The sequence below is a fragment of the Actinomadura litoris genome (assembly GCF_009733595.1).
GTDB lineage: Bacteria > Actinomycetota > Actinomycetes > Streptosporangiales > Streptosporangiaceae > Spirillospora > Spirillospora litoris.
Genome location: NZ_WOFH01000001.1, coordinates 14,380 through 37,325 on the forward strand (window position 1 = coordinate 14,380; position 22,946 = coordinate 37,325).

The 22,946-nt window shown below is 71.7% G+C and carries 24 protein-coding genes; 6 read left to right on the forward strand and 18 right to left on the reverse strand.

Annotation, left to right across the window (positions count from 1 at the left end):
* Positions 1–5: 5 nt before the first annotated feature.
* Entirely contained in the window at positions 6–1,403 is a 1,398-nt protein-coding gene (eccD, locus tag GNZ18_RS00075; protein WP_312874219.1) for a type VII secretion integral membrane protein EccD, read from the reverse strand.
* 409 nt (positions 1,404–1,812) lie between these two features.
* On the opposite strand from eccD, the gene eccCa reads away from it, so the two are divergent.
* Both eccCa and GNZ18_RS00085 read left to right on the forward strand, forming a co-directional pair.
* Positions 1,813–5,787, forward strand: a complete 3,975-nt coding sequence (gene eccCa / locus GNZ18_RS00080; RefSeq protein WP_214616455.1) for a type VII secretion protein EccCa — start codon at positions 1,813–1,815, stop codon at positions 5,785–5,787.
* 77 nt (positions 5,788–5,864) lie between these two features.
* Complete coding sequence (locus tag GNZ18_RS00085) at positions 5,865–6,323, forward strand: hypothetical protein (RefSeq protein WP_156214015.1); 459 nt, start codon at positions 5,865–5,867, stop codon at positions 6,321–6,323.
* A 5-nt stretch (positions 6,324–6,328) separates the two neighbouring features.
* On the opposite strand, the gene GNZ18_RS00090 is transcribed toward GNZ18_RS00085, so the two are convergent.
* Both GNZ18_RS00090 and GNZ18_RS00095 read right to left on the reverse strand, forming a co-directional pair.
* Positions 6,329–7,486, reverse strand: a complete 1,158-nt coding sequence (locus GNZ18_RS00090; protein ID WP_173390577.1) for a S8 family peptidase — start codon at positions 7,484–7,486, stop codon at positions 6,329–6,331.
* 78 nt (positions 7,487–7,564) lie between these two features.
* Positions 7,565–8,434 carry a hypothetical protein gene (locus tag GNZ18_RS00095; RefSeq protein ID WP_156214017.1) on the reverse strand — a complete coding sequence of 290 codons (870 nt, stop codon included), beginning with the start codon at positions 8,432–8,434 and terminating at the stop codon, positions 7,565–7,567.
* Between the two features lie 35 nt (positions 8,435–8,469).
* Between GNZ18_RS00095 and GNZ18_RS00100 the strand changes: the two genes are divergently transcribed.
* Genes GNZ18_RS00100 through GNZ18_RS00110 form a run of 3 tightly spaced genes read left to right on the forward strand, consistent with a single transcriptional unit; the run spans position 8,470 to position 10,276 of the window.
* Positions 8,470–9,090: a hypothetical protein gene (locus GNZ18_RS00100; RefSeq protein WP_156214018.1), complete on the forward strand. Its 621-nt coding sequence runs from the start codon at positions 8,470–8,472 to the stop codon at positions 9,088–9,090.
* Positions 9,087–9,686, forward strand: coding sequence for a hypothetical protein (locus tag GNZ18_RS00105; protein WP_156214019.1), 600 nt, complete (start codon positions 9,087–9,089; stop codon positions 9,684–9,686). Before GNZ18_RS00100 ends, GNZ18_RS00105 begins: the two co-directional genes overlap by 4 nt.
* Entirely contained in the window at positions 9,683–10,276 is a 594-nt protein-coding gene (locus GNZ18_RS00110) for a hypothetical protein (RefSeq protein WP_156214020.1), read from the forward strand. The genes GNZ18_RS00105 and GNZ18_RS00110 overlap by 4 nt, the downstream gene beginning before the upstream one ends.
* Here GNZ18_RS00110 and GNZ18_RS00115 read toward each other — a convergent pair.
* The 10 genes from GNZ18_RS00115 to GNZ18_RS00155 form a co-directional block, all read right to left on the reverse strand.
* Positions 10,161–11,465, reverse strand: coding sequence for a hypothetical protein (locus GNZ18_RS00115; RefSeq protein ID WP_156214021.1), 1,305 nt, complete (start codon positions 11,463–11,465; stop codon positions 10,161–10,163). The two genes, GNZ18_RS00110 and GNZ18_RS00115, sit on opposite strands and share 116 nt — an antisense overlap.
* A gap of 109 nt (positions 11,466–11,574) precedes the next feature.
* Positions 11,575–11,883: a DUF1416 domain-containing protein gene (locus GNZ18_RS00120; RefSeq protein WP_156214022.1), complete on the reverse strand. Its 309-nt coding sequence runs from the start codon at positions 11,881–11,883 to the stop codon at positions 11,575–11,577.
* 52 nt (positions 11,884–11,935) lie between these two features.
* Positions 11,936–12,775 carry a sulfurtransferase gene (locus tag GNZ18_RS00125; RefSeq protein ID WP_156214023.1) on the reverse strand — a complete coding sequence of 280 codons (840 nt, stop codon included), beginning with the start codon at positions 12,773–12,775 and terminating at the stop codon, positions 11,936–11,938.
* A gap of 98 nt (positions 12,776–12,873) precedes the next feature.
* The gene (locus GNZ18_RS00130; protein ID WP_156214024.1) at positions 12,874–13,323 is read right to left on the reverse strand and encodes a DUF4395 domain-containing protein; all 450 of its coding nucleotides are present in this window, start codon (positions 13,321–13,323) and stop codon (positions 12,874–12,876) included.
* A gap of 74 nt (positions 13,324–13,397) precedes the next feature.
* Entirely contained in the window at positions 13,398–13,463 is a 66-nt protein-coding gene (locus tag GNZ18_RS43950) for a putative leader peptide (RefSeq protein WP_353819285.1), read from the reverse strand.
* A gap of 135 nt (positions 13,464–13,598) precedes the next feature.
* Positions 13,599–14,033 carry a TlpA family protein disulfide reductase gene (locus GNZ18_RS00135; RefSeq protein ID WP_156214025.1) on the reverse strand — a complete coding sequence of 145 codons (435 nt, stop codon included), beginning with the start codon at positions 14,031–14,033 and terminating at the stop codon, positions 13,599–13,601.
* A 49-nt stretch (positions 14,034–14,082) separates the two neighbouring features.
* Positions 14,083–14,826, reverse strand: coding sequence for an anti-sigma factor family protein (locus tag GNZ18_RS00140; protein WP_156214026.1), 744 nt, complete (start codon positions 14,824–14,826; stop codon positions 14,083–14,085).
* Complete coding sequence (locus GNZ18_RS00145) at positions 14,823–15,314, reverse strand: sigma-70 family RNA polymerase sigma factor (protein WP_173390578.1); 492 nt, start codon at positions 15,312–15,314, stop codon at positions 14,823–14,825. The genes GNZ18_RS00140 and GNZ18_RS00145 overlap by 4 nt, the downstream gene beginning before the upstream one ends.
* Positions 15,315–15,385: 71 nt before the next feature.
* Complete coding sequence (locus GNZ18_RS00150; RefSeq protein WP_156214028.1) at positions 15,386–16,099, reverse strand: LmeA family phospholipid-binding protein; 714 nt, start codon at positions 16,097–16,099, stop codon at positions 15,386–15,388.
* Between the two features lie 246 nt (positions 16,100–16,345).
* Positions 16,346–16,606: a MoaD/ThiS family protein gene (locus tag GNZ18_RS00155; protein ID WP_156214029.1), complete on the reverse strand. Its 261-nt coding sequence runs from the start codon at positions 16,604–16,606 to the stop codon at positions 16,346–16,348.
* A gap of 208 nt (positions 16,607–16,814) precedes the next feature.
* Here GNZ18_RS00155 and GNZ18_RS00160 point away from each other — a divergent pair, with 208 nt between their 5' ends.
* On the forward strand, positions 16,815–17,531 hold the full coding sequence (locus GNZ18_RS00160) for a winged helix-turn-helix transcriptional regulator (protein WP_214616448.1): 717 nt from the start codon (positions 16,815–16,817) through the stop codon (positions 17,529–17,531).
* 190 nt (positions 17,532–17,721) lie between these two features.
* Here GNZ18_RS00160 and pstB read toward each other — a convergent pair whose 3' ends face one another.
* The 5 genes from pstB to mshD form a co-directional block, all read right to left on the reverse strand.
* Positions 17,722–18,498 carry a phosphate ABC transporter ATP-binding protein PstB gene (gene pstB / locus GNZ18_RS00165; RefSeq protein WP_156214031.1) on the reverse strand — a complete coding sequence of 259 codons (777 nt, stop codon included), beginning with the start codon at positions 18,496–18,498 and terminating at the stop codon, positions 17,722–17,724.
* A 60-nt stretch (positions 18,499–18,558) separates the two neighbouring features.
* Positions 18,559–19,458, reverse strand: coding sequence for a phosphate ABC transporter permease PstA (gene pstA, locus GNZ18_RS00170; RefSeq protein ID WP_308165902.1), 900 nt, complete (start codon positions 19,456–19,458; stop codon positions 18,559–18,561).
* Entirely contained in the window at positions 19,455–20,438 is a 984-nt protein-coding gene (gene pstC, locus GNZ18_RS00175) for a phosphate ABC transporter permease subunit PstC (protein ID WP_242891195.1), read from the reverse strand. Before pstC ends, pstA begins: the two co-directional genes overlap by 4 nt.
* A 106-nt stretch (positions 20,439–20,544) precedes the next feature.
* Complete coding sequence (pstS, locus tag GNZ18_RS00180; protein WP_312874220.1) at positions 20,545–21,651, reverse strand: phosphate ABC transporter substrate-binding protein PstS; 1,107 nt, start codon at positions 21,649–21,651, stop codon at positions 20,545–20,547.
* Between the two features lie 395 nt (positions 21,652–22,046).
* Positions 22,047–22,889, reverse strand: coding sequence for a mycothiol synthase (gene mshD / locus GNZ18_RS00185; protein WP_156214032.1), 843 nt, complete (start codon positions 22,887–22,889; stop codon positions 22,047–22,049).
* Between the last annotated feature and the right edge of the window lie 57 nt (positions 22,890–22,946).

Here is a 22,946-nt window from a genome sequence, read left to right on the forward strand (position 1 = left end):
CGCTCCTAACCGGCGAGCCCGCGCATGTACGCGAACAGCCCGCATTCTCCGAGGGCCATCGGGATGAGGGCGATCAGCAGGAACATCTCCAGGATGTCGCCCGCGCGGTTCCAGAACGGCGAGGGCCGGTGGCCCGGGAGCCACAGCCCCACCCCGACCACGACCGAGGTCGCCACGACCAGCGGGAGGAGCGCTCCGGCGGCCATCGTCAGCGGCGAGGCGTCCCAGGAGATGGCGATCGCCAGCGTCCCGAGGCCGAGCATGCCGGGCACCAGCATCGCCAGCCGCTGCACCCGGCCGCGGAACAGCCGGGAGCGCAGCAGGAGGAGGACGGAGATGACGGCGGCGGTGACCGGGCCGAGCCATCCGTCGCGGAACGCCGACGGGATCAGCCCGAGGATGCCCACGAGCCCGAGGCCGACCGTGAAGCCGGTGATGAAGCGGTCGGCCCGGCCGGTGCGGGTCAGCACCTGCTGGCCGTCCACCATGATCGTGTCGCGCCGCAGGTCGTCGGCGCTCTGCGGCACCGGCGGCAGCGTGACCTTGGAGAAGCGGAAGGCGAGCGTGGGGGTCAGCGGGGTCAGCATCATCGCGACCACGACCGTGATCGCCGCGATCCCGGCCGCCGACAGGTCCTCGAAGGCCAGCGCGGCCCCGGAGCCCGCGGCGCCGAGGACGCCGCCGATGACCGAGCCCCAGAAGATCGAGGCGCCGTCGGTGACGCCCACGGCCGCGATCACCGCGACCAGGACCAGGACGCCGAACCCGGCCAGCGTGTTCAGCGCGTCCAGCTCGCCGAAGCCGTGGTCGCGGGCGGGGCCGAGCAGGCCCGCGAGGAAGGCGTGCGGGAGCGCGGCGAAGGCGAGCACCGTGCCCGCCCTGGCGTCGCCCGCGGCGCGCGAGGCGACCACCGCGCCGATGACGAGCAGCAGGGCGACCACCCCGGCGGCCGCGGCCGGGACGACCCAGGACGGTCCGGCGAGCAGCACCACGACGGCGGCGACCGCCGAGCCGCCCGCGCCGACCCCGAGGGAGAAGGCGCGGGTCCATTCGGGCCGCCAGCGGTCGCGCCGGTCCTTGACCGCGGTCGCGACGACGTCGGCGACGTCGTCGAAGGCCAGTTCGGGAAGCTGCGACATCCCCGGACGCAGGTAGAGGATCTCGCCGTCGCGCAGCCCCGCCTGCGCGGGGGTGGCCCCGCCGTCGAAGGGCGCCTCGTCCAGCCGCTGCAGGACCCAGCCGCCGTGGGCGAGCCCGGCGTCGGCCATCTGGCTGCCGGAGTAGTGCAGGATCGCCGGGAAGAACTGGGCGAAGGGGACGTGGGCGGGGAGCGAGATGTCGATGCGGCGCTTGGGGGCCACCACCGTGACCCTGCACAGCTCCGCCCCGGTGACTGAAGCCACTGAACTTCCTCACATGTAGGCACGGCCCCACAGGGAGCACCCGAACACCGGCGAGAACCGTAACAACATAGACCTCCCGGCCCGCCCTCTGCGACCGGCTGAGATGCCCCACTTCGATGCGGTAACGCCCGCCCCGGTTCCGTCCGGCGCGGACCTTGGACGTCCGCGATGCCTTGCCCGCATGGCTTTTTCGCGCCTGCCGCTTTCGTTCCCCCTTCGTGACCGGCGGCGCAGATGAATCCTGGTGGAATGTTTCGCTTTCCCCCGAATCGAAGGCGGCGCCCGCCGAGCGCCTGTCGCAGGCCGCACTCCGTTACCGAGCGCATCCGGATGATCAAAGGATTATGCGGACCCGTACCCGTATGATGCTGGGCTGCGACATTGATGCCCAGAAGGGGGAGCCAGTCCAGTGAGCACCGTTCTGGTCCGGCGGAAGGAACGCCGCAAGCCCCCCGAGATGCCGCGGGGCGAGGTCCTGCTGGAGTCGCCGCCCGAGCTTCCCGAGGTCACCACCGACGGCTTCCGCAACGTGCTGACGTTCCTGCCGATGGCGGCCGGGTCCGGCTCGATGGCGTTCATGTTCCTGAACCCCAACTCCAACCCGCTCCAGATGGTGGCGGGCGGGATGATGGGCCTGTCGATGTTCGGCATGATGTTCAGCCAGGTCGGGCAGCGCAGCGGCGAGCGCAAGTCCAAGCTGAACGGCGAGCGCCGCGACTACCTGCGCTACCTCGGCCAGGTCCGGGCGAAGGTCCGCAAGGCCGCCGCCCAGCAGCGCGAGGCGCTGGAGTGGTACAACCCCGACCCGACCCGGCTGTGGTCGATCGCGATGAGCTCGCGGCTGTGGGAGCGGCGCGCCGACGACTCCGACTTCGGCCAGGTGCGGGTGGGCACCGGGCCGCAGAAGCTGGCCGTCCAGCTGATCGCGCCGGAGACCAAGCCGGTCGAGGACCTGGAACCGATGAGCGCGGGCGCGCTGCGCCGGTTCGTCCGGACGCACTCGACCGTCCCCGCCCTGCCGGTCGCCATCAACCTCCGCTCGTTCTCACGGATCTTCCTGCTCGGGGACGTGGAGGCCGCGCGGGCGATGCTGCGCGCCATGCTCATGCAGGCGGCCTCGTTCCACACCCCCGACGACGTGCGCATCAGCGTCTGCACCTCGCAGGAGCGGCTGCCCTACTGGGACTGGGTGAAGTGGCTGCCGCACGCCCTGCACCCCACCGAGCACGACGCCGCCGGGCAGGTCCGGCTGATCGCGCCGACGATGACCGAGCTGGAGGTGCTGCTCGGCCAGGAGATCAAGGACCGCGCCCGGTTCGTCTCCGGCCGCCCGTCCGGCGACCTGCCGCTGCACGTGATCGTGGTGGACGGCGGCATGGCCGCCTACGACTCGCAGATCGCCGCCGACGGCATCGAGGGCGTCTGCGTCATCGACCTCTCCCAGACCGTCGGCTACACGACCGAGGCCGGGACGCTGCGGCTGAACGTCACGCCCGACAAGGTCCACATGCTGCGCAAGGACCGGGCGGGCAAGGACGTCCCGACCCCGATCGGCGCGCCCGACAAGGTCACCGTCCCGCAGGCCGAGAGCCTGGCCCGCCAGCTCGCGCCGTTCCGGTCCAGCGCGAACGACGCCGTGGACGAGGAGGACGTGCTGGCGAACAACATGACGCTGACGTCCCTGCTCGGCGTCGAGAACGCCTACGCGGTGGACCCCGCGCGGGTGTGGCGGCCGCGCGCCCAGCGCAACCGGTTCCGGGTGCCGATCGGCCTGGACGCCGACGGCCGTCCGATCGAACTCGACATCAAGGAGTCCGCCCAGGGCGGCATGGGCCCGCACGGCCTGTGCATCGGCGCGACCGGGTCCGGCAAGTCCGAGCTGCTGCGCACGCTCGTCCTCGGCCTGGCGATGACGCACGCGCCGGACATCCTCAACTTCGTCCTGGTCGACTTCAAGGGCGGCGCGACGTTCCTCGGGATGGACGGCCTGGAGCACGTCTCGGCCATCATCACCAACCTGGAGGACGAGCTCCCGCTGGTCGACCGCATGTACGACGCGCTGCACGGCGAGATGGTGCGCCGCCAGGAGTACCTGCGGGCCATGGGCAACTACGCCTCGCTGCGCGACTACGAGAAGGCCCGGCTGGACGGCGCGAACCTGCCGCCGATGCCGACGCTGTTCCTCGTCCTGGACGAGTTCTCCGAGCTGCTGTCCGCCAAGCCCGACTTCGCCGAGCTCTTCGTCATGATCGGACGGCTCGGCCGGTCGCTGGGCGTCCACCTCCTGCTGGCCTCGCAGCGCCTGGAGGAGGGCAAGCTGCGCGGCCTGGACACCCACCTGTCCTACCGGATCGGCCTCCGCACGTTCTCCGCGATGGAGTCGCGCGTCGTCCTCGGCGTCCCGGACGCATACGAACTGCCTCCCGCCCCCGGTAACGGATACCTGAAGTTCGCCACCGAACCGATGGTCCGCTTCAAGGCGGCCTACGTCTCGGGGCCCGTGGACGAGCAGCCGAAGCAGAACGACGACAGGCAGGGCAGCCAGATCGCGGCCCAGATCGTCCCGTACCTGCCGGGCTACATACGCCCGCAGGTCATCGAGGACCGGTCCGAGGAGGAGCCCGAGCCCGAGGAGAAGAAGAACCAGGCGTCCCTGTTCGACGTCGTGGTCGGGCAGCTCGCCGGGCACGGCGCGCAGGCGCACCAGATCTGGCTCCCCCCGCTGGACGAGCCGCCCGCGCTGAACGAGATGCTCCCCCCGCTCCAGGTCACCCAGGAACACGGCCTCACCACCGCGGGCTGGGACGGCCGCGGCAAGCTGTACGCGATGGCGGGCATCGTCGACAAGCCGTTCCACCAGCGGCGCGACCCGTACTGGCTGGAGCTGTCGGGCGCCGCGGGCCACGTCGGCATCGCGGGCGGCCCGCAGAGCGGCAAGTCGACCCTGATCAGGACGCTGATCGCCTCCCTCGCGCTCACCCACACCCCCGCCGAGGTGCAGTTCTACTGCCTGGACTTCGGCGGCGGCGCCCTCGCCGCGCTGGCCGACCTGCCGCACATCGGCGGCATCGCCACCCGCCTGGACGCCGACCGCGTCCGGCGGACGGTCGCCGAGGTCAGCGGCCTGCTGGAGCAGCGCGAACGCGAGTTCGCCGAGCGGGGCATCGACGGCATCGCGACCTACCGCCGCATGCGCGCGTCCGGCGAGCACCCCGGCGACGGCTACGGCGACGTCTTCCTCGTCGTGGACAACTGGCTGACCCTGCGCCAGGACTACGAGGCGATCCAGGACACCATCACCCAACTCGCCGCGCGCGGCCTCGGCTACGGCATCCACGTCATCGCCGCGACCAACAAGTGGACGGAGTTCCGCACCAACGTCCGCGACCTGCTGGGCACCAAGCTGGAACTGCGCCTCGGCGACCCCTACGAATCGGAGATCGACCGCAAGCTCGCCGACAACGTCCCCGAGGGCCGCCCCGGCCGCGGGCTCTCCCGCGACGGATTCCACTTCCTCACCGCCGTCCCCCGCATCGACGGCGGCGGCGCCGACGAGTCGCTGAACGACGGCGTCCTCAAAATGGTCCGGGCGGCGTCCGAGGCGTGGCACGGCCAGCGCGCCCCGCAGGTCCGCATGCTGCCCGACGTCCTGCCGCTCTCCTCGCTGCCGACCCCCGCCGAGACCGGCATGCGCATCCCGATCGGAATCGACGAGGAGTCGCTCTCCCCGGTCTACCTGGATTTCGCCCAGGACCCGCACTTCCTGATGCTCGGCGACGCCGAATGCGGCAAGTCCAACCTGCTCCGGCACATCACCACCGGCATCACCTCCCGCTACACCCCCGAGCAGGCCCGGATCATCTTCATCGACTACAGCCGCTCGCTGCTGGACGTCGCCGACACCGAGCACCAGATCGGCTTCGGCGCCTCGGCCCCGGCCGCGACGTCCCTGGTCAACGACATCCGCGGCGCGATGATGCAGCGCCTCCCCCCGGCCGACCTCACCCCCGACCAACTCCGCTCCCGCTCCTGGTGGACGGGCTCGGACCTCTTCCTCATCGTCGACGACTACGAGATGGTCGCCACCTCCGACAACCCGCTGCGCCCCCTTGTCGAACTGCTCCCCCAGGCCCGCGACATCGGCCTCCACCTCATCGTCGCCCGCGCCATGGGCGGCGCGGGCCGCGGCATGTTCGACCCGGCCATCACCCGCATCAAGGAAATGGCCTCCCCCGGCCTCCTGATGTCCGGCAACAAGGACGAGGGCATCCTGCTGGGCAACGTGAAACCCCACAAACTCCCCCCGGGCCGGGGCTACCACATCGACCGCCGCACCGGCACGCGCCTGATCCAGACCGTCATCCGCGAAGACACCCCCCAGTGATGACCGCAGCCGGGCCGGCCGCCGCCGTCGCGGGCGCCCGGATCCACTGAGGAGAAGCAGTGGCCAAGAATCAACCCGTGCCCATTCACAACGCGCTCCCCGAGACGCGTGCCCACGCCATGAAACTGGTCGCCGACGGCAAGCCGGTGGCGGCGGTCCGCCTCGTCCGCAAGGCCACCGGCGCCGACCTGCTGTCCGCGAAGGTGTACGTCGACGGGCTCAAGGTGGAGTTCCTGGCGGGGCGCGTCCCCGCCGAGGTCGAGGCGCGGGCGCGCGCGCTGGTGGCGGAGGGCAAGCCGAGAGAGGCGGTCAAACACCTCGTCCGGACCGCGGGGCTCGGCCTCAAGGACGGCAAGCAGTATGTGGACGCCCTGAGGGACGGCCGACTGCCCGGAGCGGCCGCCGCCGGCCCGCTCTCAGAACGGGTACGCGCCTTCGTGGCCTCCGGCGACCGCCGCTCGGCCGTCGCCCTGGTCAGCGCCGAAACGGGGATGACCCCCGAAGAGGCCGACCGCTTCGTGGACGCTCTGGACTGACGTGGTCAGGCGCCGGGGCGCCAGTTGCGGCGGCGGCCGGCGGGGGTGATCAGCGCGGCCGTGCCGATGGCCGCGGCGGCCGTGAGGGCCGCGGCGGTGAAGGACAGGGCCAGCACCTTGCCCAGGTGGTCTTCGGGCGGGGGCTGGTCGATCGATACCCGGTGGGCGCCGGCGGGGGCCGCCGGCGCCGCGCCGGTCGAGACCGTGGTCACCGCGCGGAGCGGATTCACCACGCCCGACCCCGTGCCCTGGACCTGGGCGCCGTCGGCGGTCCTCTCGATGCGCTCCTTGACCTGGAGGTAGGTGAGCCTCGGGTTGAAGGAGCGGATCAGCGCCGCGGTGCCGGCGACGTAGGGGGCGGCGAGGCTGGTGCCGTCGTCGGCCTTGTAGGCGTCGCGCGGCCAGGTGCTGACGACCGCCTGGCCGGGCGCGGTCACGGTGACCGGCGTGACGGTGTTGGAGAAGCCCGCCAGCTTGCCGTCCTTGGAGAGCGCGCCGACCGAGATCACGCCCGGGTAGCTCGCCGGATAGGACTTCTCGGGGGTCTGCTTCTGCTCGTCGGTGAGGTTGCCGGCGACCGAGACGATCACGACGTCGTGCCGCTGGGCGTAGGCCACGGCCCGGCGCAGGTCGGGCAGGTCCGGGGACTGGGACGAGATGTTGATGACCTTGGCGCCCAGGTCGACGGCCTTGCGGATCGCCAGCGGCGTCCAGCGGGAGTCGTTGCCCTGCGACTTCACGGCCATCTTCACCGAGATGAGCTGCGCCTCGGGGGCGACGCCGAAGAACGAGATGCCCTGGGCGCGCAGGTCCCGGCCGCCGATGATGCCCGCGACCTGGGTGCCGTGGCCCACGCAGTCCTGGAGGCCGGACCTGGTCACGTCGTAGGGGGCGACGCGTCCGCGCAGCTGGGGGTGCGAGGTGTCCACGCCGCTGTCGACGATGGCGACCTTCACCCCCTTGCCGCGGGTGTGGGTCCAGGCGTCCACGTAGTTCAGCCTCTCCTCCGGCCAGAGCTGCCGGGGGAGCTGGTTCGCGGGGCTGCCGTAGACCAGGGGCTCCTCGCAGGGCGCGGCCAGGGCGGGGGACGCGAAAAGGGGAGGCGCGAGCACGCCGCCGAACGCGGTGGCCGCCATGAGCGCGATCGCTTTGCGTCGTCGCACCAGCCCTCCCGGCGATGACCGAACCATGAGCAGTGAGCACATTACCGAGATTCGGGCGGACGTCGATCCGCGCCGCTCCTATTCGGCCGGTGGCTCGACTTGCGCGTCGTCCCATTCCCAGCCGAGTGTGCGGGCGGCCGCGGCGAGGGCGTCGCGGGTCCTGGCGCTGATGGTCACCGGGAAGTCGCAGGCGTTCTCGCGGTCGTGGTGCACGATCACGTCGGGGCCGCCGTAGGCCAGGCTGTGGACGCCGAGTTCGCGCCAGGGCTCGAATCCCATCGGACGGTACGCCGCGTCCAGGCGCTCGCCCACCGGGGCGCCCGGGAAGTCGCCGGCGTCCAGGCGCAGGCACCAGCCGAGGCTCGCCGGGAGGCGCTGCACGGCGAGCTGGACGAAGAACTCCGAGATCGACCGGGCCTGCGGAACCCATTCGTCATCGGAGATCGTGACGAGCACGCGGGGGTCGTCCTGGCCCGCCTCGGCGGCGAGGTAGCCCCATTCGTTGCAGTACTCGTATTCGGCCTTGAAGACGCAGACGCGCAGGTCGTCGTCCGGGCCGACGTACGGGTTGTCCTTGGGCAGCCCCTCGGCGACGCCGTACCCGGACGGGTCGGGCCGGACGGTCGGCGGGTAGACGGGATTGGTCCAGTACAGGCGCGGCGAGTGGGTGAAGGAATTGAAGGGGAGTTCCCACCACTCGTCCAGGGCCTGGGGGACGGCGAGGGAGAAGTCGACGCCCTCGAACTCGTCGTCCTCCTCGCCCGTCCATTCTCCTTTGAGGCGCCGTATATACGTCTGGTGCTCGTCCTCCGACCATTTGGCCCAGGGGGTCGCGTCGGCGGGCACCGCGTATCCCCACTCCTCCTGGAACTCGCGCAGCAGGTCCCAGCGGGGGCGGGGCGGGGCGAGCCGGTCGGCGAAACGCCCGTAGTCGATCATCTCCGTCACGGGGTGAAGGGTAATGGCGTATTACCATCTGGCGGGTGCAATCCACCGCACCGGTCCCTCCGAGTCCCGGCGAGCGCGCGTCGCGGCGCCGGCTGGTGCCCGTGTGCGCGCTCGCGGTGGCCGCCGTCCTGGTTCCCGTGCTGTGGACGGCGGGCGGGTTCGCGGCGCGGCCGCGCGAGCCCGCGACCGCGCCGGGGAAGGCGGTCGACCTCGGCCTGTTCAAGGTCGTCGTGCGGGACGCGCGGATCGGCACGGCGAACGCCGACCTCGGCTCCGGACGGCAGCGGTTCGTGATCGTCCGGCTGTGGGTGCTCAACCAGGGCGAGGAGACCGTCTCGCTGGGCTTCGGCGGGCTGCGCGACGGCCTCGCCGCCCGCACCAAGGCGGGCAAATGGGTCAAGCCCGACCAGGTGGAGGGCATCGCCGGGGGCGCGAAGACCGGCACGACGCAGCCGGGGCTGCCGGTCGAGGTCTCGGCGATGTGGAAGACGGGCCCGGCGGACGCGCCCCGCCGGTTCACCGTGGGCCTGCGCGAATGGGAGTACGACCACGGGTTCACCGATGACACCTACGCCTGGCGGGTCGATCTGGAGGACGGCTCGCTCGCCGGGCGGCTGACCCTCCCCGTCGCCGCCCCGAGGGTGCGGCCGCGGTGAACGTCCGGAGACTGCTGACGCAGGGCGGCGCGGGGGTCGGCGGGACGGCCCTGCTCGCCGGAGCGATGTGGCTGCATTCGATCGGCCCGCACGTCCGGGCGCGGGCGCTCGAACCGATCCGCGACGGCGGCGGAATCGGGCAGGTGGTCGGCAACCGCGTGTTCAGCGTGCGGGTCGACCGGGTGGAGGCGGCGCGGTCGCTGGCGCCGGGCCTGTCGCTGGGCGATCCGCCGCCCGTGGGCACCGAGGGCGTCTACCTGGTCGTGCGGCTGTGGGCGAAAGCCGAACGCGAGCCGCTGAAGCTGGCGGCGGCGAAGCTGGAGACGTCCGGGGGCCTGTCGTTCCGGGACGGTCCGCGGCCGGGCGCGGGCGAGGTCGTCCAGCCGCTGTTCCAGCCGATGATCTGGACGCCGACCGCGTTCGTGTTCGAGCTGCCCAAGGAGCGGGTGGCGGGCGCGCACCTGGTGGTGGGGACCGGCGGGCTGCTGCCGCAGCTGTCCGCCGAGGCCGACATCGACCTCGGGCTCACCAGGGCCCGCGCCGCCGAGCTGATCCGCGCCGCGCCCGAACGCTACGACGTGCGGGGACGCCGATGACCGGCGACCCGGCGCAGACCCGGCCCGACCTCCCGGCCCAGACCGGGGCGGGGCCGCGGATGCGGCCCCGCGACCGGCGGGTCGTGCAGGCGATCGCGCTCGCCACCCTGCTGCCCGCGCTGCTCACCGTCCACTGGCTGGACGAGACCCGCGACGTCCGCAGCAATCTGAAGCCGGAAGAGAAGGTCACGACGGTCCCGCGCGGGGCGGCCGGGGAACTGGCCGGAGCGCGCTGGCAGGTCGTCGACCGGCGGACCGCCGCGCCCCTGCTCAGGCCCGCGTCCGGCGCCCCGCCGGGGTCGGCCGAGGTGGCCGAGGTCCGGGTGACGCTCGCCGTCGTCGCGAAGGACGCGGCGGCCGCCAAGGCCGTCGGCGCGTACGGGATCGTCTACCGGCTCCGCGACGGCGACGGCCGCGCGTGGGCCGCGACCGGCCTCGGCACCGGCGCGGCCCGGCCGGGCGTCCCGGTCCGGATCACGGTCCGGGGGACGGTGCCCCGGGCCAAGGCCGACCTGCTGGTGCTGGAGGTGCGGCCCCCGGCGTACTCACGGCCGAAGGGACCACTGCCTTCGCTGCGGTTCGCGCCGTGACCCGCGCCATGACCAGGTTGAACGCCGCCGCGAGCAGGCAGATCCGCAGGATCTGGAAGACCAGCGCCGTCCCGAACCCGACGAGCGGCAGCCTCGGCATCCACCACGTGACCTCGTGCGGGCCGAGCAGTTCGTAGACCAGCCGCCGCGAGGCGTCCTCCGCGACGTCCAGGCCGGTGAACAGCAGGCAGAACGTCGCGAACGGCAGCACCCCCGACCGGCGGACGAGCCGCAGCCCGTACCAGGCGGGCAGCCACATCTCGCGGAAGCCCCGGGTCAGGATCTCGCGCGGGCTGTTGACGCGGTCCAGGCCGCCGGCGCGTGCCAGCCGCTCCGCCGCCCGGCTCCGGCCGAGCACGACCTGCTCGTCGCGCGCGTCCAGGCCGAGGATGACCCCGGCGATGACGAGCCAGATCAGCGCGCCGAGCACCGCGTCCTTGAACGGCGGCCACTGGTCGAGGACGGGCCCGGCCACGTCGGTGACCCACCCCCACGCCCGCCGCCGGGTGAACCAGTCGACGCCCTCGCCCCGCAGGTGGTCGATCGTGAAGATGCCGAACAGCGCGAAGTTGATCTCCAGGAAGGCGATGAGCGCGCCGAACGAGCGCTGCGACCGCTCCTCCAGCAGCCACTCGACCAGGAGCCGGACGACGAAGAACCCGACGGTCAGCCCGATCGCCAGCGGAACGTGCTCCTCCAGCGAGACGAGCATGCCGACGCCCTTGATCTGCCCCTCGAACCCGTTCTCGGCGAAGCCGCGGCTCGCCGCCTCGTCCGCGAACGCGCGGGCGTCCTCGCTCTGGAGCCCCCAGCCGAGGTAGAAGATCACGAAGGGGAGCGCGGCGCGGCCCATCGCACCGGCGACCGGCTCCTCGTTGCCGACGGCCCAGGCCGTCAGGCCGCCGCCGGACTCGCGGGCGTGCACGACGTCCAGCCCCTCGCGGACGCAGTGCACCATCGCGACCGCGACCGCCAGCGTGACCATCACGAGGACGCCGACGGTCAGCAGCGGCGCCACGGCCGCCGCCGTGCCCTTCATCTCGCCGAGCCGGTACCCGCCGTACATCGCGCCGTACCGCAGCAGCTCGCCCAGCGTGAACCACAGGCTCAGCGGCAGCGCGAACCGCCCCGCGAGCCGGAGTGCGGCCCAGGGCAGGATCAGCGGCGAGCGCGCGGACGGTCGGGACATCGCGCCGATGCTATCCAGCCCACCGGACCGGGCGCGGACACGACCGGGCCCCGCCGTCCCGCGTGCGGCGGAACGGCGGGGCCCGAAGGATTGCCCGCGAAGGCTCTGCTCAGATCGCGACCTCAAGCGCGGCGACCTCGCCGATCTTGGCCGTGACGGCGTTGTCGACGCTCACGCCGCCCGCGGCGAGAACGCGCACGGTCCAGTCGCCGTCGGCGGCGAAGAACCGGAACACGCCCTCGTCGCCGGTGACCACCTCGGCGGTGAACTCGCCGGTCGAGTCGAGAAGGCGCGCGTAGGCGCTGGACACCGGGGCGCCGTCACGGGTGACGGTCCCCTGGATGACGGCCTCGTTGTCGAGGTCGACGGTCGCCGGAAGGTGCGCCGTCTGCGCGGGCGCTGCGCAGCCCTGGGTCATTGCTCCTCCATCTCCGTGCACACGGGAAGGTCTACGGAAGGTCTGGCTGGACTTACTTGGGCTCGCCGAGCTCGATCGGGACGCCGACGAGCGAGCCGTACTCGGTCCAGGAGCCGTCGTAGTTCTTGACGTCCTGGAGGCCGAGCAGCTCGCGGAGCGCGAACCAGGTGTGGGACGAGCGCTCGCCGATGCGGCAGTAGGCGATGGTGGACTTGCTCAGGTCCACCCCGGCCGCGCCGTAGATCTCGCGGAGCTCCTCGTCGGACTTGAACGTGCCGTCGTCGTTGGCCGCCTTCGACCACGGGATGCTGCGCGCGGTCGGGACGTGCCCGGCCCGCTGCGCCTGCTCCTGCGGCAGGTGCGCCGGGGCGAGCAGCTTGCCGCTGAACTCGTCCGGCGAGCGGACGTCGATCAGGTTCTTGGTGCCGATCGCGTCCACGACCTCCTCGCGGAAGGCGCGGATCGACAGGTCCTGGTCCTTGGCCTTGTACTCGGTGGCCGGACGGGACGGGACGTCGGTGACCAGCTCGCGGGAGTCCAGCTCCCACTTCTTGCGGCCGCCGTCGAGAAGCTGCACCTTCTCGTGCCCGTACAGCTTGAAGTACCAGTACGCGTACGCGGCGAACCAGTTGTTGTTGCCGCCGTAGAGGATCACCAGGTCGTCGTTGGCGATGCCCTTGGAGGACAGCAGCTGCTCGAAGCCGGTCTTGTCGACGAAGTCGCGGCGGACCGGGTCCTGCAGCTCCGTCTTCCAGTCGATCTTGACAGCGCCACGGATGTGGCCCTTGTCATAGGCGGACACGTCCTCGTCGACCTCGACGAGAACGAGACCGGGCGAGTCGAGGTTGGACTCGACCCATTCGGCGTCCACCAGGACGTCGGAACGGCTCATGCGGGTACCTCCCTGTCGGAGCGAATCTTCGCGGTTGTGCTGTGGTGCCGGGTCTTGCGGTGGTGCGGGTGGTGCTGATGGTGCGGGTGCCGCGCGGATCAGTGCCGCTGGGGCGAGGGCGCCCCCTCACCTCCTCCGAGCCGCGCGGCGACGCGCCGGACGAGCAGATACATCTCGCAGCCGAGGCAGAACCCGAACGCGGCGTTCAGGAAGGCCGCTCCCAGCGCGAGGGCGGTGGCACCGATACCGAGCCATGTGGTCCCCGTCGCGTATCCGACGGTTCCGACCAGGGCGAACACGAGGCCGACGCCCTGCGCGAAGCGGGGCGGCGCCGCGTCCTCAAGCTCCCTGGGCGGGGCCAGACGGGGACGGATCAGCACTGCGAAGAGCAGTCCGTACGGGGCGTACCGAAGGCCGAGGATGGTCGCGAGCGCGAACACGACGGCCTGGGCGGCGAGCAGGGCCCCGCTTCCCCATACCAGGACCGCGACCAGTACCACCGTCGTGGCGGCCGCCGCGAAGCGCTGCCCACGAGGATCGACCTGCATCGGGGTGCTCCAGAGTGGAGGAAACGTGCGTACGAGCTGGAAACGGAGTGCTCGGGGCGAACGGGCTCGATGCCTCAGGCCATGCGACAGAGCGAGGCGGCCACGCGGCAGAAATCCACCGCGCGGCGCTTCGTGAGCATCTGCTCTGTCCAGTAACGCACGGACACGATGGTAAGCCGACAATCGACGCCCTGTCACATCCGTCTCGCCTTGCGAGACAGTTACATTCGTCTTCCCGCAGGTCAACAACGGGGACGGCGGAGCCCGGAGGGGGCTCACGCGTCGGGTATCGCCAGGCCCAGCGCGGCGATGACGTCGGCCTTGCGGGGGGTTCCGGACGCGCGCCGGACGACGCGCCCGGCCGCGTCCAGAACCAGGATGGTGGGGGTCCGAATCACGTTGAGCCTGCGGACCAGCTCCAGGTGCGACTCCGCGTCCAGCTCGACGTGGGAGACGCCCTCGACCATGCCCGCGACGTCCCCGAGGACGCGGCGGGTCGCGCGGCAGGGCGCGCAGAACGCGCTGGAGAACTGGACGAGGGTGGCCTTCGCCCCAAGGTCGGCGCCCAGCTCGTCCGGGTTCAGGGTGTGCACGCCGCCGCCCTCCCGCACGCGGGAGGACGCGCGCAGCACTCCGTCGCGGCGCCGCCTGAGCAGGCCGAACAACGTGGCCGCCGCGAGGACCGCGGCGGCGACCAGTACGCCTTCCATCCCCGTGGACAACCCGCGCGTGCCCGGGATTCTTCCGGGGGACGCGGGATCAGGTGGGGATCGTGAGGAGAGGCGTGCCGTCCAGGCCCACGATCTCCAGGGAGAACAGCGCGCCCCGGGGGAACATCGTCGAGCCGTAGTAGCGGCCGTAGCCCTTGTCGTAGGGGACGTACCAGCTCCCGAGCGCGTCCCGCCGGCCGTCGCGGGCGATCACCAGCAGCCGGCACCGCGACCCCTTCGGGACGCCCGACACATACAGCTCGACCTCGGTGCCCCACTTCTTCTTGCGGAGCATCACGAAGCCCTTGACCTTGCTGTTGGGGCTCTCGGCCGCGATCCGCTCCCCCGTACTGGTCGGCGACGGCGGGCCCGGCGACACCGAGGTGCCGGGCGGCGCGGCCCGCTGGTCTCCGCCGGAGGAGGGGAACACCATGCCGCCGAACAGCGCACCGGCGAGCACCAGCAGGCACGCGGCGACGGCGAGCGGAGCCCACGCGAGACGCGGGCCCCGCTCGCCCGACCACCGCCGTAGCGGGCCGAGCCATCCCCTCCGTCGCTCGGCCGCGCGGGCCAGCAGGCCGTCCAGGAGTTCGGGTGGCGGGCCGGTGATCTGGCTGAGCTGCGCCTCGTCCACCCGGCCGAGCAGCGCGGGCATCCCGGCGAGCCCGGCCAGCTCGTCCCGGCAGGCGGGGCAGCGCTCCAGGTGCGCCTCCACCTGGCCGCGCTCGACCGGGTCGATCGCGCCCAGCACGTACACCCCCAGGGAGGTGCGGACCTCCGTGCAGTCGTTCATGGCGCGAGCCCCCGCTCCTCCAACGCGAGCTTGAGCGCCCGCAGCGCGTAGTACGTGCGGGACTTCACCGTGCCGGGCGGGATGCCCAGCGTCTTGGACGCCTCGGCCACCGACCGGCCCCGGTAGTAGGTCTCCACCAGCACGGCGCGGTGCGGCGGCGACAGCTGGGCCAGCGCCTCGGCCACCGTCCAGGACTCCAGCGCCCGGTCGATGTCGTCCGAACCCGACTCCGTCATCAGGACCTGCTCGTCGATGCCGGTCTCGGGCGGCCGCGCGCGCCTGGCCCGGTGCGCGTCCACCACGAGGTTGCGCGCGACGGTGAACAGCCACGGCCGCACCGGACGTCCCGCGAGCGCCTCAGGATGCTTCCAGGCGCGCAGGAGCGTCTCCTGCACGACGTCCTCCGCCTGGGTGCGGTCCCCGCCGGTCAGGCGCAGGACGTAGCCGAGTAGGGGACCGCCGTGCTCGCTGTACAGGACGCGCAGCAAACGCTCATCCGCGGTTGGACCCACACCACTGACACGTACGCCCTCCCCGCCCGGTTCACAACCCGGCGGGCCTATTTCAGCCGCTGCGACCGCTCCGGGTCGTTCAGCCGGACGTCGGTCGCGGTCGCCTCGACCCGCAGCCCCGCCTCGGTGGGCTCCAGCTTGCTGATCCGCGATCCGACGGGCAGCTCCGGGATCGGGACGACCCAGGTCAGCGGCCCGCGCACCAGCGCCATCGGCACCTGCGCGCCCGCCCTCGACGTGAAGGAGACCGGGGTGACGGCGATGCCCTTGGCCGTCGGCTTCGCCGAGACGACCGCGGTGCCCGCGACCGGGATGCCCGACATCGTCCCGGTCATCTCCAGCTCCAGGTCGTCGCCCTTCGGCTTGATGCTCTTGACCTGCCTCGGCGCCTGCTTCTGGACGGCCTCGTAGGGGACGACGGCGGACGCGGTGGCCTTGCCAGCGACCACGTTGGCCGTGCCGCCCGACAGGACGTCGGGGAGCGGCGCCTTCACGTCCCGCATGTCGACCTTGACGTCGTTGACGGTGACGCCCTCGCTCGTCCAGACGCCGATCTTCACGTCGATGTGGCCGTAGTCACCGCCGATCGCCTGGGTCAGGAACGGGATGCCGTGGATCGTGACGTCCGGCCGCTCGGGGAGGTTGTACTCGGCGGCGACCTGCTTGCCGATCTCGTCCTGCGCGACGCGGACGCCGATCCGGTCGGCGGCGGCCACGCCGACGACCAGCAGGATCAGCAGCACCAGCAGTACTTTCCGCATGTCACTCCTTCAGGCGACGGCACGCGATCGGCCCACACGATAGTGCGCGGACCACACCAAAAGGGTCGCGCCGCAGAATGAGATCGCCGGGGCCGCCCGTAGGTTCGGAGCATGACCCGCGTAGTCCCGTGAGCTGGGCGCGGGGCGCGCGCGGCCCGGCGGTCAGCCGCCCGCTCAGCCGCCCGCTCAGCCGCCCGCTCAGCCGCCCCCTCAGCCGCCCGCTCAGCCGCCCGCTCAGCCGCCCCCTCAGCCGCCCGCGAAGGGCGGCAGCACCTCGACGACGCCGCCCTCGGGCAGCGCCACGGACGCGTGCGGGCGGGTGCCGACCGGGTCGCCGTCCACGAGGAACGAGCTGCGGCCGACGACGCGGCGGAACTCCTCGCCGCGGCCGTCCCGCGCGAGCGCCGCCGACACGGCGTCCGCGAGCGTCACCGCGTCGTAGGGCTCCTCGTGGACGCCCGCCGCGGCCTTCGCCGCCGCCCAGTACCGGATCGTTCCCGTGGCCATGAGGACAGCGTCTCATCCCGGTTCCGGCACCGCCGCTCCGCCTGCCGTGAGACCGCCTCGGATATGCTCACCGGGAGGGATCCGGGCGACGAGGCCATGGAGTTCATCAGAGCCTTCATGGTCACCTCGTCTTCGAGCCGCCGACCGTGCCGGGGCTCAGACGATGAGCCGCCTGGGTCCTACGCCTTTTGGGACGAGGAGGCGGCACGTGAGCAGCTTGCTCCTGCTGACCAGCGCACTGGAGCCCTCCGAGGAGATCCTGCCCGCGCTCGGGCTGCTGCTGCACCCGGTGCGCGTCGCGCCCGCCGAGGCGTCCGCGCTCATCGACGCGCCGCCCGCCGACGTCGTCCTGGTGGACGCGCGGCGCGACCTCGTCCAGGCCAAGAGCCTGTGCCGGCTGCTGCGCACCACGGGCCTGGACGCCCCGCTGTTCGGCGTCGTGACCGAGGGCGGCCTCGCGGCGCTCAGCAGCGAGTGGGGCCTGGACGACCTGCTCCTGCAGACCGCCGGGCCCGCCGAGGTCGAGGCCCGCCTCCGCCTCGCCGCCGGACGCGCCGCCGCCGCCGGCGAGGACGACGACGCCCCCGGCGAGATCCGCAGCGGCGAGCTGACCATCGACGAGGCCACCTACACCGCCCGGCTGCGCCGCCGCGTCCTCGACCTCACGTTCAAGGAGTTCGAGCTGCTGAAGTACCTCGCCCAGCACCCCGGGCGGGTCTTCACCCGCGCCCAGCTCCTCCAGGAGGTGTGGGGCTACGACTACTTCGGCGGCACCCGCACCGTCGACGTCCACGTCCGCCGCCTCCGCGCGAAGCTGGGCGCCGAGTACGAGTCCCTCATCGGGACCGTCCGCAACGTCGGCTACCGCTTCGTCCCCGAACACGACCCGGGCGACACCGAGGAGAACACCCACGCCCCCGCCTGACCCCGGCAACTCCCGCGGCCGCCGAGGACCCCGGCACCGCGATCGCGTCCGAAGGCGGATGCGAGCGAAGCAGGCATCTGATCGCGAAGCGAGCCGCCAGGCGAGTTCGGAGCGATGCCGGCGATCGCCGCGGTGCCCGCCGAAGGAGGGCGCCCAGCGCCCGACGCCAAGGGCGATGCCATGAACGCAGCTATCCGAACCTGCCCGTGATGTAGTCCTCGGTGGCCTTCTGCTCCGGGTTGGTGAAGATCTTGCTGGTGTCGTCGATCTCGATGAGCTTGCCGGGTTGGCCCGTTCCCGCGATGTTGAAGAAGGCGGTGCGGTCGCTGACGCGGGCCGCCTGCTGCATGTTGTGGGTGACGATGACGATCGTGTACTGGCTCTTCAGCTTGCCGATGAGGTCCTCGATGGCCAGCGTGGAGATGGGGTCGAGCGCCGAGCAGGGCTCGTCCATCAGCATGACCTGCGGCTGGACGGCAATGGCGCGGGCGATGCACAGGCGCTGCTGCTGACCGCCCGACAGGCCCGCCCCGGGCTTGCCCAGCCGGTCCTTGACCTCGTTCCACAGGTTGGCGCCCTGCAGCGACTCCTCGACGATCTCGTCGAGCTGGCTCTTGCGGCGGACGCCGTTGAGCTTCAGCCCGGCGGCGACGTTGTCGTAGATCGACATGGTCGGGAACGGGTTCGGGCGCTGGAAGACCATGCCGACGACGCGGCGCACGGCGACCGGGTCGACCGAGGACGCGTACAGGTCCTCGTCGTCCAGCATGACCTTGCCCTCGACGCGGGCGCCCGGGATGACCTCGTGCATCCGGTTGAGGGTGCGCAGGAACGTCGACTTGCCGCAGCCCGACGGCCCGATGAACGCCGTCACCGAGCGCGGCTCGATCGTCATCGAGATGTCCTCGATGGCGTGGACGCCGCCGTAGTAGGCGTGCAGTCCGGACACTTCGATCCGCTTGGCCATGGGGTGAATGCTCCTTGTCGGGTGGGTCAGGCCAGGTCGTGCCAGTTGTGCTGGGGGGGGTCAGCGGCCGGTGGGGGCGCGCCGTCCGGCGATGATGCGGGCGACCAGGTTCAGCAGCATGATGATGAGGATCAGGACGAGGGCGCCGGTCCAGGCGCGGTCGATCGAGTTCTGGCTCGGGTCCTTCGCCTGCTCCCAGATGAAGGTGGGCAGCGAGCCCTGCGGCCCGGAGAGCGGGTCGGTGTTGATCGCCTTGGTGAAGAAGATCGTGAGCAGCAGCGGGGCGGTCTCGCCCATGACCCGCGCCACCGCCAGCATGATGCCGGTGATCATGCCGGTGAGCGCGGTCGGGACGACGACGAACAGGATCGTCCGCCAGCGCGGGACGCCCAGCGCGTAGGACGCCTCGCGCAGCTCGTTCGGCACCAGCTTGAGCATCTCCTCCGTCGCCCGGACCACCGTCGGGATCATCAGGATCGTCAGCGACAGCGCGCCCGCGAGGCCGGAGAAGCCGAAGTCGAGCGTGAGCAGCCACAGCGCGAGGACGAACAGGCCCGCGACGATCGAGGGGATGCCGGTCATGACGTCGACGAAGAAGCTGACCACGCGGGCCAGCCGCCCGTTCGCGCCGTACTCGACCAGGTAGATCGCCGTCAGCACCGCGATCGGCACCGCGATCAGGCTGGCGATCGCGACCTGTTCGAGGGTGCCGATGATGGCGTGGTAGGCGCCGCCGCCGGTGTCGCGCCCGCTCACCCCGTTCATGGAGTGGTTGAGGAAGTCGGCGTCCAGGCGCTTGGCGCCGTTGCCGACGACCGTCCACAGCACCGACACCAGCGGGATCAGCGCGAGCGCGAAGGCCAGGTAGACCAGGCCCTGGACGGCCCTGTCCTTGATCTTGCGGCCGAGCGAGACCGAGCCGAGCGAGGCCGCGCGGGAGGGGGTGGTCAGGGAACTCACACGAACTCCTTGCGCCGGGCGACGACGGCCCGGGCGACCATGTTGATGACGAGCGTGATCGCGAACAGCACGAGACCGGAGGCGATCAGCGCGCCGCGTCCGGTGGCCGTGGCCTCGTCGAAGCTGTTGGCGATGTTGGAGGCGAACGTCGCGCCGCCGTTCTCCAGCAGGTGGATGTTGATGCCGGGCACGTAGGTCAGCACCATCGCGACCGCGATCGTCTCGCCCATCGCGCGGCCGAGGCCGAGCATCGAGGCGCCGATCATGCCGGAGCGGCCGTAGGGCAGCACCGCGAGCCGGATCGTCTCCCAGCGGGTGGCGCCGAGCGCGAGCGCGGCCTCCACGTTGGCCCGCGGGACCTGGAGGAACACCTCGCGGGTGATCGAGGAGATGATCGGCAGGATCATGATCGCCAGCACCACCGAGGCGGTGAAGATCGAGTTCTTGCCGGGCGAGTCGCCGCCGAACAGCGGGATCCAGCCGAGCACGTCGTTGAGGAACGTGCTGATGCCGTCCATGTGCTTGGACAGGAAGGCGAGGCCCCACAGCCCGTACACGATGCTCGGCACGGCGGCGAGCAGGTCGACGACGTAGCCGAGCGCGGAGGCCAGCCTGCGCGGCGAGTAGAACGAGATGAACAGCGCGATGCCGATCGCGATCGGCGTCGCGATGAGCATCGCCAGCAGCGACGACACGATCGTGCCGAACGCGAGCTGCGCGATGCCGAACCTCGGCTCGGTCGCGTTGGGGTTCCACTCCTCGGCGGTGAGGAAGTTCGCCTTGTTGTCCTGAAGCGCCGGGATCGCCTTCCAGACGAGGAAGACCGCGATCGCGGCCATGATCGCCAGCACGACGATGCCCGAGCCCCGGGCCGCCGAGACGAAGATCTTGTCACCGGCGCGGCCGGTGCTCATCCGCAGGCTTGTGGCGCCGCGGTGCCTTGCGCCGGCGGTCGCCTCGACGCCGGTCTCGCTGGTCACGGGGGGTCCTCCCTGGATCACATCGGCGGAACCCAGACCGGCCCCGCCGCCGAGCTCCTCGGCGGCGGGGCTGCTGGTGTCGTCATCGGTCGTCAGGACGGCTGCCTCAGGCCAGGGCCTTCACGGACGCCTGGACCTTGGTCAGGACGCTGTCCGGGACGGGGGCGTAGCCGAGGCCCGTCAGGACCTTCTGGCCGTCGGCGCTGGAGGTGTAGGTGAGGAAGGACTTGACGAACTTGGACTGCTCGGCCGGCAGGCCCTTCTCGCACGCGATCTCGTAGGTCACCAGGACGATCGGGTAGGCCCCGGGCTCCTTGGTGGTGTAGTCGATCTTCAGCGCGACGTCGTTGCCGGTGCCGACGACCTTGGCGCCGGTGACGGCCTTGGACGCGCTCTCCGGCGACAGCGTGGTGTACTCACCGGCGCCGTTCTTCACCTGCGCGGTCTGGAGCTTGTTGTTGGTCGCGTACGACAGCTCGACGTAGGAGATCGCGCCGGCGGTGTTCTTGACCTGGCTGGTCACGCCGTCGGACTTCGGCGCGCCCTGGCCGACCGAGTTCGGCCACTTCTTGGCCTTCTCCCACGTCCAGATCTTCGGCGCGGTGGTGTGCAGGTAGTTCGTGAAGTTGTCGGTGGTGCCCGACTCGTCCGAGCGGTAGATCGTCTTGATGTCCGAGGAGGGGAGCTTGGCGCCCCCGTTCTCCTTGGCGATGCCCGGGTCGTTCCACTTCTTGATCTTGCCGGCGAAGATGTTCGCGATCGTCTCGGGCGACAGCTTCAGCCCGTCCACGCCCTGGACGTTGTAGACGACGGCGACCGGGCCGACGACCATCGGCAGGTTGAGGGCGTTGGAGCCCTGGCAGCGCTGCTTGGCCGGGCCGACCTCCTCGGGCTTGAGCGCCGAGTCGGAGCCGGCGAAGGCCACCTGGCCCGCGGTGAACGCCTGGATGCCGGAGCCCGAACCGTTCGGGTTGTAGTTGAGGTTGGCACCCTTGCACTGCTGTGCGTAGATCTTGGTCCATTCCTCGATGGCGTTCTTCTGGGCGCTGGACCCGGCCGCGTTCGCGCTGCTCTTCGCACAGTCGATCTGGCTGGACGGCGCGTTGCTGCTGCTGGCCTCGGTCGTGTTGTCGTCACTTCCGCAGGCCGACAGGGCCAGCGCCCCCGCGACGACCACACCGCCAAGGGCGGCGAGTCGAGAACCGTTCTTCACCGGAGGGTCTCCTCATCAGATTTCGTCGGGCAGGTTCCCCCGACCGTCACGCTGGCGCGGTTCGGCCAGGTGGCGGGGTTGCCGTCGGAAGTGACGCTAAGCAGGGCAGGTGACCAGCCACCCCGATCCAGGTGAACGAATCATGAACGCCGCCGGGCAGAGCTACGAAGAATGTCCCGATTTGCCGTGACCAGGGGGTTAACACCGCAGCTCACGGGCTCCAAAGGGTCGCCCGGATTCGGCAAACCAGGTTTGACTGGCCGCCGTCGTGGGGAACGCGCACGCGCCCGACGATCGTTCCGCAAGCAGGAGTCTGACCTGCGTCGGAACGGCGGCCGCCGCCGGGCGGAGCCCTGTCAGGCGTCCTTGACCGCGGTCAGGCCGGTGTGATCAGGTCAGGCGTACATGACATCGACGGTGTGGGGCGTGAAGCCCAGCGACTCGTACATGCGGACGGCGGCGGTGTTCGACTCGTCCACATAGAGCATGAAGCGGGGCAGACCTTGGGCGCGCAGATGGTGCAGGCCGGTGAGCGTGAGGGCGCGGCCCAGCCCGAGCCCCTGCGCGGACGGGTCGACGCCCACGACGTAGACCTCGCCGAGGCCGTCCGGCTGCACCTTCGTCCAGTGGAAGCCGACGAGGTCGCCGTCGCGCTCGGCGAGGAAGAATCCGGCCGGGTCGAACCACGGCTCGGACTCGCGCTCGCGGAGGTCGTCGATCGTCCAGGCGCCCTGTTCGGGGTGGGACGCGAACGCGCGGGCGTTCACCCGGAGCCAGGCGTCCTCGTCCTGGCCGGGCCGGAAGGTGCGGAGGGTGACGCCGTCCGCGACCCGGGGCTCGGGAAGCGGTCCCCCGGCGGGGCGGCGCATCTGGAACAGGGCCCGCGCGCGGGCCATGCCCTCGGCGGACGCCAGCGCGGCGGCGGCGGGCAGGTCACCGTGCGCCCAGACGCGCAGGGGCCCGCCGGCCCGCTCGCGGAGCGCGCGCAGCAGCCCGCGCCCGTGCCCCCGGCGCCGGTGGTCGGGATGGACGAACAGCTCCGCCGACGCGGGCTCGTCGCCGGTCGCCGGGTCGAGGCGGCCGTAGCCGACGACGGCGCCGCCCTCGGCCACGACCAGGCCGGGACGCCCGGCGCGCACCGCGAGCAGCGCGTGCTCCGACAGCGGGGCGACGCCGTCGGCGCCGGCCGCGGCCCTGGCTGCGGCGAGCACGCCGTCGGTCTCGTTCACGGCCACCAGCCTAGGCGTCCGGCGGGGGCGGACCGTCCGCCTGATCCTGATGAAAACGTCACAAAA